This is a genomic window from Enterobacter cloacae complex sp. ESBL7, assembly GCF_041679625.1.
GTDB classification, from domain to species: Bacteria; Pseudomonadota; Gammaproteobacteria; order Enterobacterales; family Enterobacteriaceae; genus Enterobacter; species Enterobacter asburiae_B.
This window is the reverse complement of record NZ_JBGORN010000004.1, coordinates 43,395-62,309: the sequence shown is the minus strand read 5'-3', so window position 1 is coordinate 62,309 and position 18,915 is coordinate 43,395. Positions and strand designations below refer to the sequence as shown.

Annotated in this window: 21 protein-coding genes; 12 read left to right on the top strand and 9 right to left on the bottom strand. The window is 46.5% G+C overall.

From position 1 onward, the window contains the following. Position 1 precedes the first annotated feature (1 nt). From ACERY3_RS16235 to ACERY3_RS16215, 5 genes are all read left to right on the top strand, one after another. Entirely contained in the window at positions 2 to 610 is a 609-nt protein-coding gene (locus ACERY3_RS16235) for a Tox-REase-5 domain-containing protein (protein ID WP_373225998.1), read from the top strand. Between the two features lie 52 nt (positions 611 to 662). After that, positions 663 to 1,322: a hypothetical protein gene (locus ACERY3_RS16230; RefSeq protein WP_373225997.1), complete on the top strand. Its 660-nt coding sequence runs from the start codon at positions 663 to 665 to the stop codon at positions 1,320 to 1,322. 22 nt (positions 1,323 to 1,344) lie between these two features. Further along, positions 1,345 to 1,953: a Tox-REase-5 domain-containing protein gene (locus tag ACERY3_RS16225; protein ID WP_373225995.1), complete on the top strand. Its 609-nt coding sequence runs from the start codon at positions 1,345 to 1,347 to the stop codon at positions 1,951 to 1,953. A 12-nt stretch (positions 1,954 to 1,965) separates the two neighbouring features. Next, a complete protein-coding gene (locus ACERY3_RS16220; RefSeq protein ID WP_373225993.1) occupies positions 1,966 to 2,667 on the top strand; it encodes a hypothetical protein in 702 nt (233 codons plus the stop codon). A gap of 71 nt (positions 2,668 to 2,738) precedes the next feature. Further along, a complete protein-coding gene (locus ACERY3_RS16215; RefSeq protein WP_373225992.1) occupies positions 2,739 to 3,884 on the top strand; it encodes a PAAR domain-containing protein in 1,146 nt (381 codons plus the stop codon). Positions 3,885 to 3,920: 36 nt separating this feature from the next. Here ACERY3_RS16215 and ACERY3_RS16210 read toward each other — a convergent pair whose 3' ends face one another. Both ACERY3_RS16210 and ACERY3_RS16205 read right to left on the bottom strand, forming a co-directional pair. Next, entirely contained in the window at positions 3,921 to 4,343 is a 423-nt protein-coding gene (locus ACERY3_RS16210) for a hypothetical protein (RefSeq protein ID WP_373225991.1), read from the bottom strand. An 84-nt stretch (positions 4,344 to 4,427) separates the two neighbouring features. Next, positions 4,428 to 4,838: a hypothetical protein gene (locus ACERY3_RS16205; protein WP_373225990.1), complete on the bottom strand. Its 411-nt coding sequence runs from the start codon at positions 4,836 to 4,838 to the stop codon at positions 4,428 to 4,430. Positions 4,839 to 4,960: 122 nt separating this feature from the next. On the opposite strand from ACERY3_RS16205, the gene ACERY3_RS16200 reads away from it, so the two are divergent. The 5 genes from ACERY3_RS16200 to ACERY3_RS16180 all read left to right on the top strand — a co-directional run bounded on the left by ACERY3_RS16200 (position 4,961) and on the right by ACERY3_RS16180 (position 8,834). Then, positions 4,961 to 5,563: a DUF2913 family protein gene (locus ACERY3_RS16200; RefSeq protein ID WP_373225989.1), complete on the top strand. Its 603-nt coding sequence runs from the start codon at positions 4,961 to 4,963 to the stop codon at positions 5,561 to 5,563. An 85-nt stretch (positions 5,564 to 5,648) separates the two neighbouring features. Beyond that, positions 5,649 to 6,542: a DNA-processing protein DprA gene (locus ACERY3_RS16195; RefSeq protein WP_373225988.1), complete on the top strand. Its 894-nt coding sequence runs from the start codon at positions 5,649 to 5,651 to the stop codon at positions 6,540 to 6,542. Beyond that, on the top strand, positions 6,539 to 7,189 hold the full coding sequence (locus ACERY3_RS16190; RefSeq protein ID WP_373225987.1) for a hypothetical protein: 651 nt from the start codon (positions 6,539 to 6,541) through the stop codon (positions 7,187 to 7,189). Before ACERY3_RS16195 ends, ACERY3_RS16190 begins: the two co-directional genes overlap by 4 nt. 128 nt (positions 7,190 to 7,317) lie before the next feature. Next, positions 7,318 to 7,830 carry a hypothetical protein gene (locus ACERY3_RS16185; protein WP_373225985.1) on the top strand — a complete coding sequence of 171 codons (513 nt, stop codon included), beginning with the start codon at positions 7,318 to 7,320 and terminating at the stop codon, positions 7,828 to 7,830. Between the two features lie 212 nt (positions 7,831 to 8,042). Continuing rightward, a complete protein-coding gene (locus ACERY3_RS16180; RefSeq protein ID WP_373225984.1) occupies positions 8,043 to 8,834 on the top strand; it encodes a Bro-N domain-containing protein in 792 nt (263 codons plus the stop codon). Positions 8,835 to 8,955: 121 nt separating this feature from the next. Here the strand turns inward: ACERY3_RS16180 and ACERY3_RS16175 are convergent, their stop codons facing one another. The 5 genes from ACERY3_RS16175 to ACERY3_RS16155 all read right to left on the bottom strand — a co-directional run bounded on the left by ACERY3_RS16175 (position 8,956) and on the right by ACERY3_RS16155 (position 14,165). Next, positions 8,956 to 9,576: an inovirus Gp2 family protein gene (locus ACERY3_RS16175; RefSeq protein ID WP_373225983.1), complete on the bottom strand. Its 621-nt coding sequence runs from the start codon at positions 9,574 to 9,576 to the stop codon at positions 8,956 to 8,958. Positions 9,577 to 9,841: 265 nt separating this feature from the next. Continuing rightward, complete coding sequence (locus ACERY3_RS16170) at positions 9,842 to 11,257, bottom strand: YfjI family protein (protein WP_373225981.1); 1,416 nt, start codon at positions 11,255 to 11,257, stop codon at positions 9,842 to 9,844. Positions 11,258 to 11,384: 127 nt separating this feature from the next. Then, positions 11,385 to 11,621, bottom strand: a complete 237-nt coding sequence (locus ACERY3_RS16165) for a helix-turn-helix transcriptional regulator (RefSeq protein WP_373225980.1) — start codon at positions 11,619 to 11,621, stop codon at positions 11,385 to 11,387. 92 nt (positions 11,622 to 11,713) lie between these two features. Beyond that, positions 11,714 to 12,724 carry a hypothetical protein gene (locus tag ACERY3_RS16160; protein WP_373225978.1) on the bottom strand — a complete coding sequence of 337 codons (1,011 nt, stop codon included), beginning with the start codon at positions 12,722 to 12,724 and terminating at the stop codon, positions 11,714 to 11,716. A 124-nt stretch (positions 12,725 to 12,848) separates the two neighbouring features. Then, a complete protein-coding gene (locus ACERY3_RS16155) occupies positions 12,849 to 14,165 on the bottom strand; it encodes a tyrosine-type recombinase/integrase (protein WP_373225976.1) in 1,317 nt (438 codons plus the stop codon). 565 nt (positions 14,166 to 14,730) lie between these two features. On the opposite strand from ACERY3_RS16155, the gene ACERY3_RS16150 reads away from it, so the two are divergent. After that, positions 14,731 to 15,900, top strand: a complete 1,170-nt coding sequence (locus ACERY3_RS16150; protein WP_058841613.1) for a hypothetical protein — start codon at positions 14,731 to 14,733, stop codon at positions 15,898 to 15,900. On the opposite strand, the gene ACERY3_RS16145 is transcribed toward ACERY3_RS16150, so the two are convergent. Further along, positions 15,901 to 16,665: a siderophore-interacting protein gene (locus tag ACERY3_RS16145; RefSeq protein WP_058841614.1), complete on the bottom strand. Its 765-nt coding sequence runs from the start codon at positions 16,663 to 16,665 to the stop codon at positions 15,901 to 15,903. Positions 16,666 to 16,813: 148 nt separating this feature from the next. Between ACERY3_RS16145 and ACERY3_RS16140 the strand changes: the two genes are divergently transcribed. Beyond that, a complete protein-coding gene (locus tag ACERY3_RS16140; protein ID WP_029741394.1) occupies positions 16,814 to 17,308 on the top strand; it encodes a PadR family transcriptional regulator in 495 nt (164 codons plus the stop codon). Here the strand turns inward: ACERY3_RS16140 and ACERY3_RS16135 are convergent. After that, entirely contained in the window at positions 17,305 to 18,864 is a 1,560-nt protein-coding gene (locus ACERY3_RS16135) for a methyl-accepting chemotaxis protein (protein WP_058841615.1), read from the bottom strand. The genes ACERY3_RS16140 and ACERY3_RS16135 overlap by 4 nt on opposite strands. Between the last annotated feature and the right edge of the window lie 51 nt (positions 18,865 to 18,915).

The window sequence follows — 18,915 nt, the reverse complement described above, 5'->3', positions numbered from 1 at the left end:
TATGCTTTTTGTTATACCCGCCCTGGTGGAAGGGGCAGAAGCGCTGGCCGCCGCGCTTGGTGTCACGATTGGCGCAGGCGTGGCAAGTCAGAGGGTGAACGAGGGGGAGAACGAAGACACTGCCGGGAAAGTTACGGCAGCGGAGTCCACCAAACCCTGTGAGAAATGCCCGGCTATCCCCTGGGTCTCACCGATTCAGGAGCCCTTTAACGGTAGTGAGGTGAGTCTGAACTACCAGATGCGGATCTGCGGAAGCTACAGTATGCATAACAGCGATGGAAAAACCAGCGTTGAAGAGTATGCCTTCCGCCATCCGGGGCTGACAAACTCAACAAAGCAGGTGAAGTTTGATGGATGGAAACCGGCGGAGTGTTTGTTTTTAGAGGCAAAGGGAAAATATGACTCATTCTTTGATAAAAACGGAGAGCCCTATAGTTGGTTCGAGGGCGACCAGGATACGAAAGATGAGGCCAGAAGACAACAAAACGCGTTGATCTTGTGTGATGAGATCCCTGAATGTCACTGGCATTTTATGGAGCCGGTGAGTTTTGCCTACTACAGCAAAATATTCCGAAAATATCCCCGATTCACTGTGCTCCACACGCCATAGGACAAATCACCTCATGTATAAAATTGAGATCACCCTATTTATCAAAGAAAAGATGAACAGTCTTGATGGAATTCTTAAAAGATTACATCAACTCGTACAGTTATACACTGAAGAAAATGGCTCTGCTGATTGGTTTTTAACAGGGAAAAACAAAGAGGATGCCATGACAAAGCTTATTTTTCATGGCAATGATATCACCAGTGATGCAATACAGTTGTTAACAAATAAACTACCTGACTTCCCACTTGCCGGGACACGGATTTGGAGTGGAAACGATGATTCCATTGAATTCGAAAACTACATCCAAAGTGATATAGCGTGCTTTCAATACAGAATGGTTCATTACGCTACAAATGAAAAAAACGCCTTAAGCTTTACATCTCAAATCGCTTTAAAAATCATTGATAAAATTGAACCACATATATTTCAAATTGAAACAAACGGTTATAGCTTACATCAATCTGAGGTATTTCCTGATCGTCTTCCTGTCGGGTGGATGTTCTACATCGATAAAAGCTACGATGAAAAGACGATAAATCTCCCCAAACAGATGCATTCTATCAAACGAGAGGGTCAACCTGTCGGTACATTGTTCGTGACCAAACGGGATTTTTTTGATGGTTCTAACAAAACAGATATCACGTTATCCAACGATCTTGAGATCGCGCTGGTGGCGCATGACATTCTGCCAACGTACAAAAAAATATTCTGATGATTAAAGGACATGAATCACCATGATATTTGCAGTAATACCAGCATTAGCTGAAGCCGCAGAAGCGCTGGCCGCCGCGCTTGGTGTCACGATTGGCGCAGGCGTGGCAAGTCAGAGGGTGAACGAGGGGGAGAACGAAGACACTGCCGGGAAAGTTACGGCAGCGGAGTCCACCAAACCCTGTGAGAAATGCCCGGCTATCCCCTGGGTCTCACCAATTCAGGCACCATTTAGTGAGAAACAAGAAGTCAGTCTGAATTATCAGATGCGGATTTGTGGCACCTACAGCATGCACAACAGCGATGGTACAACCACCGTGGAAGAATACGCATTTCGCCATCCGGGGCTGACAAACTCAACAAAGCAGGTGAAGTTTGATGGGTGGAAACCGGCTGAGTGCCTGTTTTTAGAGGCTAAGGGAAAGCTGGACCAGTTTTTTGATAAGAATGGGAAGCCCTGGTACAAAGGGGTTTTCGATACAGAAAATCAGGCAAAAAGACAGCAAGGGGCACTGAATCTGTGTGATGGTATTCCCGAATGCCACTGGCACTGTATGCAGCCAATTAGCTACGCCTACTATAAAAAATCATTAAATATGCTACCTAATATCACTGTATTCTACACGCCATAGGAGCACTAAATTATGCAAGTAATGGAGCTGATTTTCTTTATAAAAGAAGTTGCTAACAACCCTGGCGACATTCTTAACAGATTGAATCAGATAGTTGAATTGTATAATGGAATATGCGGTAAAGAAAACTGGTTCCTGCCCGGAGAATCAAAAGAAGATGCCATGAAATGCAAAATTTTTCATGACGGGGAGCTGTCAGATGATGCCATGCTGCTTATGACAAACTATCTGAAAGATGATCTTCCGTTTGTTACATCTGCAATATGGAGTTTGAATGAAGACTCAATTAAATTTGGGAACTATATACAAGGTGATGTAAATAAATTTTCATACGAAATAAATTATTGTTATAAAAATGAAGCAGAAGCAATGAATTTCGCTTCTCAATTTGTATTGAAGATAATCGATAAAATTTCACCGCACATTCTACGGCTGGAAACGAATGGATACAGTCTGCATGAGTCTCAGGTATTCCCGGATCGTCTCCCTGTCGGGTGGATGTTCTACATCGATAAAAGCTACGATGAAAAGACGATAAATCTTCCTAAACAGATGCACTCTATCAAACGAGAAGGTCAACCTGTCGGTACGTTGTTCGTGACCAAACGGGATTTCTTTGATGGTTCGAACAAGGCCGATATTACGTTATCCAACGATCTTGAGATCGCGCTGGTGGCGCATGACATTCTGCCAACGTACAAAAAAATATTCTGATGGTTAGGGAATTGAACAGCTTGCCATTAATGCAGGCTGTACACTCAGAAACATTGATAAACGAGGTTTGAATGTCAACCGGTTATTTTTTGAGAAAGTACGACAGGACAACGTGCGGCGGGGTGATTTTTCCAAGCCAGGATAAGTTTACTATACTTGGGTTGCCTGTCGCGAGAGCGGGAGATTCTGTAACGTGCGGGAAGGATGGCAAGGTTTATCAGATAATGGGGTCCGTTCCTAAAATGTCTTACAAAGGCATCGGTCTGGCTGGCTCCATTCACAGTAAGAGCACCTGCCCCTGCATGGCGGAATTACTTCCCTCCTGTGTAAAAGCAAAATACAGCACCGATCACATGGTCCTGAGCCCTTCAGCTATGCGGGCTTCAGTATTTGATTTAGGTACACCACAGCATGCTCAAACCGCGCATAAACCCGTGAAACATCAGGAAGAAAAATTACCTTCTACTTGTGCCTGTGATCGGGATATCACAATGGCGGAATTCAAATTAATTGCCACTGGTGTCACCGATGAGAGCACGCTTCGTGCATACCTGGATTCACTTAACTTGTGGATGCCATGGCATGGGATCACTACGTGCCGTGCTAAAGCACACTTTTTATCGCAGGCGTGTGGCGAAACTGGTGAGTTTAAATATATGGCTGAGATTGGAGGGAAAACAAAAAAATACGCACCGTATTATGGACGAGGAATATTAATGCTGACACACAAAGATAATTACACAAAATACTCACAATATGCAAATATTGATTCTGAAAATAATCCTGACGAATTAACATTAATACCAAACTGTATTATTTCAGGAGTTTGGGCTTACTCTGATTTATTAAAATTAAATGATAAGGCGGAAAAAGATGATTTCATCTATGTAACAGCAAGAATAAACGGTGGATTCAATGGCTATAAATCACGCTTATCCTCTTTCAATAAAGTTGTTAAAATATTAAAAGCCGAACATTTGAATAAACTTTGTACAAATGATACGTTTAAATTTGAAGAAAGTGAAATTTATGATAACCGTGTGTACTCTCAAGAGTGGGGCTTATGGCATGACCCACATCATCCCAAATATAAAGGTACAGAAAAAAATACAATTGAAGCTCTTGCAGGATATCGCAGAGCATTAAAGCTAACTCCAAATGATAAAAATCATGAAGTGATTAGAAAGTCATTAAGCAATAAAATCAATGAGTTATAATTTAAAGCGACGAGTTTCACATTCGTCGCCTCATTATCAGTTTGTTGCCAAAAAATCATCGACTAAACTTGATATATTGTTCTCGTAATCTTGCATGCATATATATTTTTTATTTTTGGATGATGGCAATCCATTTTTTAATGATGACACTGTTAATGATTCATCACCATTCTTATTACTTAAGTTCCCAACTGTTATATAGTAATTTATTGCATTAAACTCCATGTAATTAAAATTATCAGGATCATTCTTGATGATATCCTCTCCCATATTTTTAATTGAATCTCTTGAATCAATTACTTGCTTATCAATTAAAACCCTGAATTTACCATTATACTTAAACACCTTTATTTTTTCTCCCGTTGTCGCCGTACAGGAAAAAAGATTGTTATTTTTTTCTGCTAAAGCAGAGTTTGAAAAAATAATAAAGGCTAGGCAAAGAAATAAAAACCTCATCATTATCTCCTTTTCTTGTGACTAAAAAAATAAAATATCAACAATAGCCAAATGCAAATATAAAAAATGTAAACTAATGGCACAGTTTTATTTTATTGAGTCCAGATTATTAGCATCATCATTACTACACCAATATGTTTGAGTGCTCCCTGTTTTCTTATCAACAATAGCTACTCGATTCATTGCATCAGAGTAATCTGACTTATCAAGCCCACTACCTATCGAGACAAATGAATCAATAGTTGTAAATTCAAACATACCAAAGTCATCTGCACCTTCTTTTATAGCTTCATTATAGTCTTTTTGATGCTTTCTTTTTATTTGCTGAATGGTTTCCATTGATTTAAATTCTTTACCACCAAATCTTACGACTAATTTATCACCTTTTTTAGTCGCAGTGATTATAGTGTTGTTATCACTATGGCAATAAAAAAGATCTGATCCATCCGCAGCCAAGGCAGTTGAACTGATCAGCATAGATATTAATAGTAACCTCATTGTGCTGCCCCGTTAAAATATAATACCATAATGAAGTTTTAATTATCTTGCACTATGTTATTTGTTACTAATCTTTATTTTTTCATTGTTAGGCTGTTGTTTAAAAACCACCGGAGTTTCATTTGACAGTAACATCCCTTGAACGCCCAACTGAAGAACTTGCACACCTTGCCTGGTGCATACTGGTGGCCGTTGGCCTTGCCAGACAACAAGGCAAGGTGCACTCTACCCTGCAGACGCATATGTTCATTATGCAGTGGTTGCTGACAGCGCAAAAGCGCAAGTTGTTTCCCATAACGTTAGCGCAGGACATTATTTGGCTGCAGGAGCAAGGGAAGCGCTACGGGCCATCCGCGAGGCTTTACAGTAAAGTGGAGTACATCTGGCTCGCAAGCTCTGGTGCACTTACGCAGCAAAGCACGCTGTTTCGCTTTACGTATATGATCGACACGCTTCGGACAATGGGCTGGATTGACTGGCTGGTTTCAGCAAAAGAATGGGAAGATAAAGTTAAATTAGCGGGTAATGCCTGTGCGATCTACACGCCGAAAGACGAGCTGCATCAGGTGTTCACCGAAAAAGGTGAACTCATCAGGCCGATGGAGTTACGACTTACTGGCGATATCAGCGGCATCCCTGCGCTGCTGGCACAATGCCATCTGCACGCTGAACGGTTGCCTGATGACAACGGCTATTTCGTGTACCAGTTGTTAGCCTGGCGCTAAGACTCGCTGACCATGGGTTTACAGCCCTGATAAAGCGGGTACACTACAGTTACCACTGGTTTCTAACACTTTTAGTCGAACGCCTATGTCGCAACTTGATTTCGGTAGCCCTGATCCTTTTGAACGTGCCATCTCTCCTTTCGAGGAAATGGCGGCGTATGAAGCGTTATGGTCCGAAAAAGGCGCAACGTTCAAAACGATCGCTGATAAATTCCGTGAAGCACCAGAAGGCGCTGTACCTTCAGATTTGGTGGCTGGCAGTACCATCGCCGCGTTCAAAACTCGTCTGAAAGAGATTATGTCCCGTTACGCCCTTGAAAACATTGGTATACGGGTGCATGGTGCTGGTGAATATCCCGAAAAGCTGAGAGACGCACGTAACCCGGTAGAAGTCATCTACTACCAGGGCTGGTGGGATCTGGTAAATACCCGCTCGGTTGCAGTGGTCGGTTCGAGAAAAGTGTCAGACGAAGGGGCCAGACGTACCCGTAAACTGGTTAAGTGCCTGGTAGAGGACGGCTTTACTATCGTCTCTGGTCTGGCGGAAGGTGTTGATACCAACGCACATCAAACTGCACTGGCGCTCGGTGGTAAAACCATTGCGGTTATCGGTACACCGCTTTCGCATCAGTATCCCAAACAGAACAGCGACCTACAGCAGACCATACGCGACAATTACCTGCTTATCAGTCAGGTGCCGTTCCAGCGTTACCTGGAGCAAGATTACCGTAGCAACCGGATTTTCTTCCCGGAGCGTAACATCACGATGTCGGCGCTGACGGAAGCGACGATTATCATCGAAGCCTCGGAAACATCAGGTACGCTGACACAGGCTCGCGCAGCGCTGGCGCAGGGGCGTAAGCTGTTTATCCTGGAGTCCTGTTTCCAGAACCCGTCTATCACCTGGCCTGCACGGTTTGAAGCGCAGGGCGCAATAAGGGTGAAGGATTATGAAGATATCAGGAGAAACCTTCGGTGACGCTTCGTCTTACGCGCATTGATGAACTGATCCGCGAGCAGCATTATCATCTGGAAGAAGGTGATCGGTGTTATTTCTTCGGTGAGTACACGGCCCGGCAAGGTGCGGCCTACAGCGAAACCAATCAGTTGATAATGAACCTGAAGAAAGGTAACGAGCGTCGTGGGTTCCAGGATTACCGCTACAAAGGGATCGCGATAGAACGTGTTGCCAGGATGATCACGTCAACGATCGGTAATCTTGACGCCTTTACCTTCGTTCCTGTCCCACCATCCCGATGCCGTACCGATGCAGCTTACGATGACCGTATGACGGCTATCCTGCGTACTGCGCAGGCACTGAATCCGGCGATGGACTACCGGGAGCTGGTTTCGCAGAACGTTTCCACCGTAGCCTCCCACGCCTCAGCAGCCAATCGTCCGACACCGGATGAGATTATGGCGAATTATCGTTTTGATAACACGTTGTGCAATGGTGTCAGAAATAATATTCTCATATTTGACGATGTACTCACCGCCGGTAGCCATTTCAAAGCCATGAAGCGCTTTCTGCAGCAGCATTTGCCAGACTCGAACATTCAGGGGCTTTTTGTGGCGCGTACCGCACGGGATGCGGATGTGGCAAGCTTGTTTGATTTGCTGGACTGAGACGATAACAGAGGCCTACAGGCATCAGACCATAAGTGAGTTACAGTAAACAGGATTTCACTATTAAGGATTATTTTCCATTGCATACTTTCTTTCACGTTGACATGTCCAGGCGATTACGCCCAGGAATGAAAATTGAGTTATCGGCACAGACAACATCTGAATTTGGTGCCGTGTACTGGAAACAGTTTCGCCGCGCTGGAATTGAACACTTTCCTTCTGATCAAACCATTCCTCCCCAAACTCATTTACTTGGGGAGGCCGCATATCGTGAATTCTGGCTTGAATTATTCAGAACAGGTAACCCTGAATTAAAAAATCTGATGTTACCCTCACGCCTCAATTCTTTTTTTGTTGTTGAGTCCATCGAGGATGCCCGCAGGTATATCACTCGCAGCAATCTGGAGAAACATGTTCCCATCTTTGAGGTGCACTCGCAGGAACCAGGAGTGAAATTCGATATGACGTGGTTGGATCAACAGTTCCCACGGGACTACCGTGAGTTCGGCTATTACTATCTCCGCTACTGGAAGGGGCTGAGAATTGATGACGATCCTCACCTTGCAAGTCACGAAAAACGGGGTTCGCTTATGGAAGTGTTGCTGAGTTCGACAATAACAATCGGTCAGGCAGCGAATTAAACGGACAAGAATACTTTGTTCGTTCGACCGAAAATGAGCGTCACAGTCAATCGGGCGAGGTAATCTTACTGTGGCGTTTAATCATGCAAAGTGCGTTGTGATGTATGGTGCCACTTGAACCATTACCCTAAGCTAAAAATCGGTCTAGAGATCGTTGATTACCATCAGTATACTAGTCCGTTATACGTCCATTATTTGTGATGTGAGGAACGATGAATAGTAACCTGACCAGGATATGTTACCGTGGTGAGACTGGAGAAAGCGATCTCAGAACGTTAATCCTTGGCGAGATCTTATATATCTCATTGAGAGACGTCTTAGTCACTTTGAATAAAGAAAACAGGGAAATAAACGCTGACTACACAGTAAAATCGATGGTAGGAATTATCAGAGCACAATTACAGGCTCTTGATCCTGATGAGTATATTACCACTGATGCTGAAAATGGTGTTTTTGACGGTCAAAAAGAGATCTTTGTCACCCAACCTGGTTTGTACCGAGTAATGTCGAGTGACCGAAGTGCTGCTGGAAAACGCTTTCAAAAATGGTTATTCCATGAAGTCATACCATCGTTGACTAAACATGGAGTATACCCACCTCCGCCAGAAGCGAAAGGATCTGCCCTCGCGCAAATGGCAGAAATACTTGCTCAAAACTCACGAGCACTTGCTGATGCAATTCATAACCATGAAAAATTAGCAGAAGACGTCTCGCGGGTTAAAGGTAAGGTTGCTGATGTTGAAAGTCGTTTGAACCTCTTAGAATCGGCTCCTTCAGCTGTCACCGAAGACATGCAATCCCTTGATAGCCGTCTCGCTTTTTTGGACATGAGCATGGAAGAAAAGCATGTCATCGAGACGTTATCCTGGTGCGAAAATATTTCTATACAAAAAAACAGGAAAGTGATTCGCAAGGACTGTAGAGAAAACTCACTCTTTACAACGCAGACTATTGACGAGGCGATAGCTATAATGACCGAAAGCGGAAAGATTACACCAAATTAAATTGTGTGTTTGCAATGAGGTGTGGGGAAGTCAGTAATGGCTCGAGTCATGCAGAACAGCTATAGTACTTATCCCTCATGTAAAAAAGCCTTCCCACGCAGAGAAGGCCCATTACGGGGGGTTACTTACGGCTACCACCGAAGTTACGTTCCCCTTCTTCGTAAATCTTGCTGTCGAGTTTGGTCAGGTAATCCAGACGGTGCACCAGTTCTCCATACTCATAAATATAATCTGCAGAGTTTTGATCAAGAATATACCGGCAGTTTTCCGGGAAGTGGACCAGACCAGGACAGTCCTCCACCTCCAGACCTAACGCACTGTACCAGGCGCGGGTGATCATCATTCGCAAGGTGGTATCGAGTTTGTCATCGCCTAATTGCTTGTAAGCCTGTTCGTTGAATACCAGGCAAATGTGAAAGTGGCATTTCCCTGACTGGCTGTATTCTTTAGCCCACATGCTACGCAGGGTATTTGGGTGGACTCGTACACCGTTACGTCTTCTACGATGCTCACTGGCTGTCAGCATCGCATTTAAGGCATTAATGAACCGGGATATTGCTCCGGGTGAAAGGTTAGGGAAGCAGCTGATGGTGTCACCGTTATCCAGTATTGAGGGATAATGAGTATCGACACGCACAGCAGTAACGCTGGTAAATTCGTTGGTGGCATAGCCAAGCACCTCAAGTATTGTGTCCAGATTATCAGCGTTGTGTAATCCGTGTGATCCTAAGTATGTTTTCATAATATATACCTATGTGGTTGGTCCACGGTAGGGACCGTATTAGGTTAGTAGCCATACAGGTAGGGCTATATTCGCTCTGGAGGTATATACTGGTAATAATGGTTAACACTGTGATCAGTACACTTGATATTGTTGATCTATAGGTTAGCCATTATAATACCTTTTCCTACATCTAAAATTGAGACTAAGGTAGCCCCAGCCTGTGATGGCTGTTATAAAATTACTCTGCAATTAGCTTCAAGAAAAAATAATATTCCTGATGAGTTCACACCAAATCAGTGGTCTCCACAGGCTGGATAAATATAGTTTTACCTCGCTTCGCAGCCATTATCTTACGCTGTGAATAAAGGGTGCTTAGTAATTCGTTCACTGTCGCTCTGTTTCTGAACCGATTAGGACCATACTGCAATATCGTGTTTTTCCTGAGGTAGGGAATCATATTTCTAACGCAATACTCTTTTATCCAACAGTAAAGATCGTTTGCCTCTGAGCCGACAAGTGTCAATTCCTGGTGTTGTGAGAACAGCCTGATATACTCGTCCACGTACCATGAAATTATCTGGATGGCCGCTTCTACGGCAATGAGTGAAATATCTCCGCCACTCCCCTCAAAGTAGTGCAGCAAAGCTGCCACTCTCGCCATATTCTCTGCGACCTTAGAAGCATAGTCTTTGAAGTCAGAAAGAAAGCCAAGCATCCCCATCTCGGATTCAACTTTATTATAAAACTCAATCATTCGTTGTTCCGCTTCAGGACAAAAAATGAGGCACTCCCGTTTATTTTCATCATGTCGGATCATATTTTCAGTGATGATCTCCATCAATCGTTGGTGGAATACTGGTAAATGTTCGGTTGAAGTCACTGGGCTGGTAATTTTCCTGTACCCCTGGGTTGAGTCTGGCTGACAAATCAGGGTGCGGGCAAAAAAACCTATCCCTTTAGCCATCTCGCCATTGCACTCCTGATACGCTCTAAAAATAACAGGTTGTAACATTACAGACAGAGTAACTCTGGCATCCTTAATGAATTGTTCCGGGCTACATTTCCTTTCCACTGAAAATGTTGAGCCATCCCACATTTTGTTGATGAAAGGCAGATCATTTAGTGTATGACCTTTGAATATGGTGCCTGCTTCATCGGACGTTATGCCAATAGCCCGCCATTTACCACAGAGAAACTGTTTAATAGCAGCTGGAGTGGCATCATTAAACATCAACTTGTACCTTACAGGCTCTTCCGGACGGTTTTCCATAAGAACTTTTAATTGTGCTTCAGTCGCAGAGAAATCTTTATTTCGCCTGATCTCCGATTTCAGCTTTGATGTTAACGCCTTTTGTTGGGTATTAAACACTTGCATGTCACTTTCCCAGACTTCATAATCTCCCATGTATTGTATAAATTTTTGTTCCTCTAGGTCGTACAACGGCTTCATCAATACTTTATCCACACTGCTTTTCCTTTCTCCAGAATCAGCCAGTGTTAATAAAAACAATGATACGGGACTACGCAAATGATTAAACCTGCAAACATCAATCCCGTTTTGACAGGCAAGGGAGATAGTACCAAGGGCTGATGCGGCAACTAGCGCTAATGGTGCCTGTGTATTTTGAGTTACCTCATAAACCGCATTTCTGATAATCAATGGCAGTACTTGTACAGGGAATGGACGACTAATAAGCATGAAAGCCTCTGTATAGCTTAAGGATAAATTTATTTCACCTTAGTGGCTATTCCGCTATTAGTAGCGGAAATAGCAAGATGAAACCGTGTTCATTAAAGATAAACGAACCGAAAACACGACTTTTTGATTAACGAATACTGATCCAGCACAGCAGATCGCTCAGCAACCAGGCGCAAGATTTCGGCCCAATAGACTTACGTAAAGGGAACTGCCCCGTCCGTTCAAGCTTCCATGCTGTAGATCGTGATACTGATGTGATACGCTGGCGCTCGCGTTCACGAACCAGACGATCTGAAGTCTCACCATAGTTCTGTAAAGCCTGTAAACGCTGCTCGGGTGTCGGTTGAGTAAAAGAATTGTGCATGATTGCCTCCTGTGGTTTCGATGGAAGCAATCATGTTTTAGGACGGAAGATTTGGGAAGTGACGCACTTTTGGATATGCGCTTAGTAAGAGGTTAGTTTTTGGGTTTCTTAAGCCATTTTCTGACATCACTTGTAGTAAATTCTACCGGAAACTGAAAATCGTCCGAAGCTGCCAATTTGTTGAGTTCATCTGTAATGACAGGGGCTTTCCCCTTGGATCTACTTAGGTATTTTTGATTGAAAAGCTCTATAAACAAATATAACCCTTTTCTTTTTTCGTTGGTAATTCTTTGCCTTTTATCTGTAAATGCTCCAGGTTTTTCAAACCATTCCAAAAGTGTACTTTCTGATATGTTCGCATCCCACATGTTATCATAATCAACCTTAAACTTACTGACGACAGGAACACCATTGTTCCTCACGACGGTTTCATGCATGAGTAAACAAAGTGCAAAATTCTCTTTTTTTGTTTCAAAGATCGCATTGAGTGTTTTTTTATCAACGCTTACGGCATCAAATTCATAGTCCGAGCTGAAAGAAGGAAAAAGAGATTTTAATACATTAACATCGATGTAGAGATCATTATTATTGATGCCGTTATGACCTTCAAAAATCAAATAGTCTTCATCGTAAACGCTATAGACATATACTGCCCCGGATGAATCAGCCTTAAGACTAAATGACTCTTTATCAGTGAGGATGTAATTACCATTATTAAAGGCTGATATTTCCGTCGGGACAACAACCCAATACCCAAATGCAGTACCAGAATACTCATAATTGAAATACTCCCCGCGAATTGATCTTGATATTTTAAACTCTTTAGTTATCTTCAAATGCGATTTTAGAGGCAGGTCAGGAATGAACTTTAAAATTGAATGTGCATTACTGTCTTCTGACAGGTAAAATTCATCCCCATTACTAATAACCTGCTCTCCGCTCAAATGCAGCGAAGGCGAAATACATCGAGACAATCTACATTTTTTGCCATTCCCGCAAAAATACAAAAAAAGTTGTATACGTTTAGAAAACCATGCATCCAATATTTTCTGAACGATATGCTGTTCAGTTATTTTTGACAACGAAAAAAAATTAGAATTCATTTCTCTCTCTCATCAGGCGGACACTTATCATTTTTCGATAATAACAAATTAAGTGGCGCCTGACATAGCAAGCGCCCCCAAAAAGTGCTCCATCTTCTATTTCACGACTCAGAAGCATAACTCATTATGTTCTTTTGAAGAGACTTACCACATTGTTTTCCTGGTGTCGCTGATAGCTGTTAACCCGCGCCTCCCAAATCTCAAGCGCCCTACGCTTTTCAGTCAGATAATCATAACGGTCATAGTGTTTCGAGCTGACGTCATTCAAAGCGTGATTCTGGATACGGTCGCGGATCTCTTTGCTGATCCCCGCCTCCCCCATCAGCGTTTTACAAGTACGACGTAAATCTCGTGCCGTGAAAACTTTAAACTCGGGATTAAAGGCACGAAAATACATGATGGAACGCGCCAGACTATCGGTACGCACCGGGCGCTCACTGTTGGTCGATAGAGGAAAAATATAGGGACTGCTACTTTCCTTCGTCAGCTCTTTCACTGAGGCTAATTCCTGTAGTGCCGATTCAGTCAGCGGAATCAGGTGCTCACGCTTGTTTTTCGATACATCAGCTATGACCAGTAACGTCTTTTGCTGCCAGTCAATCGCGCTCCACTGGCTCGCAATCATTTCAAACGGGCGCTGCCCGCCAGCATAAACACAGAAGCGAATAAGATGCTGCATTAACGGTCCAACGTTAGTTGCCTGAGCGAACTGCTCCATGACAAAGCGTAGCTCATCCAGCGTTAACCATGTATCACCCACTTTCTCCGCCGAGGACTGCTTCGGTATGGCCGATACCGGATTAACTTCAAGCCCGAACGTAATCCCCACGCTGGTATTCATCGGATCGTTATCGGCTTTAAGACCGTAGTTGAATGCCGCCATCAGGTAGGAACGAATGCGGTTAGCATGAACCACCGCATCACGCTGGATGATACCAGACAAGATCGTTTTGATCTGTAAAGGTGTTACATCCTTCGCTTTGGTCTCGCGAGGAATGATTGAATAGCACTCTTTTTCAAGACGCTTCAGTACATCGGCCCAGGTCCGCTTATTGTCGAGCTTCATCTTGTTAACATAGCCGTGTACCAGTTCTTTAAACGATCCCTGCGAACTATGAAGCTGCATGATGTGTTGCTCGGCCAGGCGTTGTTGCTCAAGCTCTTGCTGAGGTTCTTTTCCTTCAACAAGCCAGGCCCCGTACTTTTTCGCCAGCTCATTGGCCGTCACCAGTTTCATCTCCGGCCAGATGCCTAATTGAATGAATTTCTCTTTCTTCCCTTTATCAATGTAGTAACGGAAATAAAAAACTTTGCTGCCTGAAGGCTGAACTTTGACGCCAAGCCTGCCAGTACCACGCTGAGCGGTGTTGCTCCACACGTAGTACGACGTGCTTTTTGTCTTCAATCCACGTATAGCAGTCTCGGTAAGATTAGCGGCCATGAGGTTACCTTTCTGAAAATAATCGTTACCTGACCCAGCGCCCATTTTGGGTCAGGTAATGGGTCAGGTAACGATAGTACAATGGGGAGATAAGAGAACCAATTAGAAACAGAAACAACCTCATAATGCATTGATAATAAATAATTAAAAATACATAGAGCGCCAATGGCGAACAATTAGAAACATGCCAATTTCATGACTCATAATCTCTTGGTCGCTGGTTCAAGTCCAGCAGGGGCCACCAAATTTTAGTTTTAGAATCATATGATTAAGCCACTCGATTGAGTGGCTTTTTTGTTGGGCGAATGATGGATGCCCCCTTGTTGTCCCCTGACTTTTCCCCAGGCATTCGCCAGGCTGTATCCCGCCTCTGATTTTTGTTGCACCCTATGCGAGCACATTCGGAATCAATCACACGTAGCCCGGCCTGCCGCTCACCCTCACAAACCCTAAAAACTAAAGAAATCCCCCATCGCGCCGATCATCATCCGTGTGTATTATTTCCTGTAGCTTTTACAACAACTAACCTTAACTCAAATACTTAAGCGCCAAAGCGAAAGGCATCATGAGCACACCGATCAAACGGCTAGAAATCATTAAAAATGCCATTGAACTGGAAGATAACGACATCATCCAGAGCCAGCTGACACGCCTGAAAAATGAAGCGTTTGACGATGAGCTACAGGCAATCGTCGTGGCGCTTGAGGAGAAGAACTACACCGCTGCGATGGCGGCAATTACCGCCTGGCTGCAGGGCCAGCGCGCCGTAACCCAGTGGCGAGATCCGCAGGTGGCCGCCAGCAAGCTGGAGCTGAAGGCGCTGGAAGAGCGTCTACGCGATCTGATTGACCGGCGCAACGCCCGGGTGCAGCAGCTTGATGAGTTCAACGATCTCTATTTTTCTCGCCTCGGGCCGCTGATGCAGCAGATCCTCGCCCTGCGTAAAAAGCTGGCCGAGCTCAATCTGCGCCGTCAGCAGGCGGAAGCGCGTCGTCGCGAGGAAGATTACCGTCGCTGCCAGCGCTATATGGCGCAGGCGGTAGAAGTGCTGACGACGCTCACCCAGCGCTGGCGCGATCTCCCGGCCGACTCCGTGCAGGCCGCTGAGGCGCGTAAGCATCTGGAACAGCAAAGCAATCTGATTGCCAACCTGCTAGCCGAAGCGCTGGAGCTGGAGAGCGGCTTAACGCGCGAAGAGGAGCCTGCGCGTCAGGCGCGCGACGACGCTAACGAAGAGTACGAGAAGTATCGCGAGCAGCATCACGATGCCGAAGTGCGGCTGCGCAAGGGCAAGGATCTTTCGGAAGAGGATCGGAACGAGCTCAAGCGCCTCTGGCGGCAGGCGAGCAAGCTCTGCCATCCGGATCTGGTGGCGGACGACCTGAAAGAGGAAGCTAATGCGATGATGGTCCAGCTCAACCAGGCGAAGCAGCGTGGCGACGTTAAAACCATTCGCTCACTGGTAGCCCGCCTGCAGCAGGGCTTTGAGCCATTAATGGCAAGCGACAGGCTGAACGATCTGGAACGTATCCGCAAAAAAATGGCGCAGGTTCGCGAGCAAATCGACATTTTAGTGAACGAGCTGGCGGAGCTGGAGAAAGAGGAGTCCTGGCTTCTGGTCTCGTCGCTGAACAATATGGAAGCTTACTTCGCTCAGCAGGAGAAAGCCCTGCACGAGGTCCGCGCCTCGCTCGAACATCAGGTGAGCGAAGCGCAGCTGGATTCCGCCGCCTGATTATTTGGCGTGCCAGTATGCGCTGGCACGCACCAGTTGCTGGTCAATCGCGTCGGTTTCAAACTGACGGCTCAGCGTCTTCACTACCTTCCCTTCCCCGGTCAGCCAGATGAAGTAATCTTCACCAGGAACGGCCAGCGCCGCCAGATGGTCCGCTACCGCCTGCTCGCTGTGGCCTACAACCCAGGTGATGCTGAATTCGCTCAGGTGCGCCAGATACGCCTTATAAGAATCGTCTCCGACCGTCACAATCGCATGAATTTCCGGGCGAACCGGCAGTTTAGCAATGCTCTCTAAGCGTCGACGCAGCGCGGGCATGCCGGACTCGTCGCACACGTACAGCTGCCAGGCGTAATCCTCCGGCACCACCAGCGAACCGCGCGGACCGCCGATGGTCAGCCTGTCTCCCGCTTTCGCCTCGACCGCCCAGCGGCTGGCAATGCCGCCGTCATGAACGAAGAAATCGAGTACCAGCTCATGGTTTGCCTCGTCGTACAGCGGCGTGTAGTCGCGCGTCTGAGGACGTACGCCGTCGCCCCAGTCGATGCCTTCATCGGTGACCACCGGCGGCACAAACACCGCCCCCGGGGCCGGGAAAAAGACTTTTGTATGGTCGTCGAAACCGCGGGAACTAAAGCCCTCCAGCTGCTCGCCGCCTAAAACAATGCGCTGGAAACCCGCGCTGGCGCGCTCAACGCGGAGCACCGTCAGCTCGCGAAAGCGCAGGTCATTACGAACACGCTGTGGGTAACGGGTAGATGCCATTTTTAGCCCCTTCTCTGGTGAATACGATATATCTAAATCAATTATCCAAATGATAATGATTACTAATAAGTAAAAATGCAAGATCTTTTAGATTGCATCTGAATATATCTTAGATATAGTTTAGATATATCAAATTGAGAGAGCTACTATGCGACACGAACACGACAGCGGCGGGCGCCGACCGCGCTTTTTCGGCCATGGCGATCTGCGGCTGGTGATTCTGGATATCCTGACCCGCAGCGCGAGCCACGGCTACGAGCTGATAAAAGAGATCGAGAACCTAACCCAGGGGAATTACACCCCGAGCCCAGGAGTGATCTACCCGACCCTGGATTATCTTCAGGATCAAACCTTTATCACCATTACGGAAGAAGAGAACGGTCGTAAGACGATTACAATTACCGCTGAAGGACAACGCTGGCTGGACGAAAACCGGGAGCAGCTGGAACAGATCCAGGTGCGTATCAAAGCGCGTTCCGTCGGTTTTCAGCTGCGCAAAAACCCGCAGATGAAGCGGGCGCTGGATAACTTCAAAGCGGTGTTAGACCTGAAGGTGAATCAGGGAGAGCTCAGCGACGCGCAGCTCAAGCAGATTATCGGCGTTATTGACCGCGCGGCGCTCGAGATCTCCCAGCTGGACTAAGCCGGAGCGTGCTCGCTCACGCGGAAGACGCGTACCAGCTCCTTCAGGTGCATCGCCTGTTCGTTAAGCGATGCTGCCGCCGCGACGGACTCCTCCACCAGCGCGGAGTTCTGCTGGGTGGTGGCATCAATCAGGCCAATCGCGCTGTTAATCTGCGAGATACCTTCCGTCTGCTCGTGGCTGGCCTGGCGGATTTCGCGCAGAATCACGTCCATCTCTTCCACGTTGCCGACCATCCCGTTAATCAACGCACTCGCTTTTTCAACCAGGTTCATCCCGTCCTGGGTCTGGCTGGTAGAGCTCTCAATCAGCTCGCGGATTTCGCTGGCAGATGACGCGCTCTTCTGGGCAAGCTGGCGAACTTCACCCGCCACCACCGCAAAGCCGCGACCGTGCTCGCCGGCGCGCGCCGCTTCCACCGCCGCGTTCAGCGCCAGAATATTGGTCTGGAAAGCAATGGCGTCGATCAGGTCGATAATGTCGGACATCCGGTTCGACGTCTCGTTAATCAGGCGCATTTTGCTGGTCACCTGCTTCATCATCTCGCCGTTGTTTTTGACCACCGTGGCGGCATCCGCCGAGAGGTTGGTGGCTTCCCCGGTATGCGAGGCGGTATTTTTCACCGTTGCGGTGATCTGCTCCATCGAGGCGGCGGTCTGTTCAACGGAGCTTGCCTGCTCTTCCGTACGCGCGGCCAGATCCTGGTTCCCGGCGACAATCTGCGCGGCTGCGCTGGAGATATTCTCCGAGCCGGTTTGCACCTGCTGCACGATGTCCAGCAGTCGCGTTTTCATCTCCATCAGCGCATGCAGCAGCAGACCCGTTTCGTCTTTACCGTGTGGCGTGATGCTGCCCGTGAGATCGCCCTCAGAAATGGCTTTTGCAAAATGCACCGCCTCGCCGAGCGGACGAGTGATAGCGCGCACGATAAACCAGCCAATCAGGCTGCCTGCCGCGACGCTAAAGAGCGTGAGCAGGATCAGCAGAAGACGGTTAGACCTGAAATCCCCTTCCACCTGCGCGCCGGCACTCTGCATCTCGCTGTTTTGAATGGTAATCAGCTCCTTCACCTTCGCTTTATATGCCTGCTGCACGGCGAGAGTGGTGGTCATCATCTCCTGAATAGCGCCCGCACGATTGTTGTTCTGCACCGCCTGCAGAATGCGGTAGCGCGAGTCCAGATACTGCTGGCGCACGCTGCGGATCTCCGCCAGAACCTGCTGAGACTTTTGATCCTGCAACGCGTTGTTCAGCTCGCCCAGGATCACCGTGATGTGCTCGCTGATCTCTTTCAGGCGCTGCTGAGATTGCCCCGTATAGGTGCCCTGCTCGTCCAGCAGCATCAGCTGTTGAGTGCTAATAAATTCCTGGAAGTTATCGATTAGCTGGTTCGCTTTTACCGTGGTCGGATAATCACTGGTAATAATCGATTGCATCCCGTTATTAGCCCGGTCCAGACTCAGCAGAGACAGGCTCGCACTGATGGCCATCAGGACAATAAAGAACCCGAACGCCAGAAATAATTTCGTGCCGATCTTTACGTCATGTAAGAACATATTTTCTCCATCGATGTGATTATTTCTCAGACGATCGCTGTTATCGGTAAC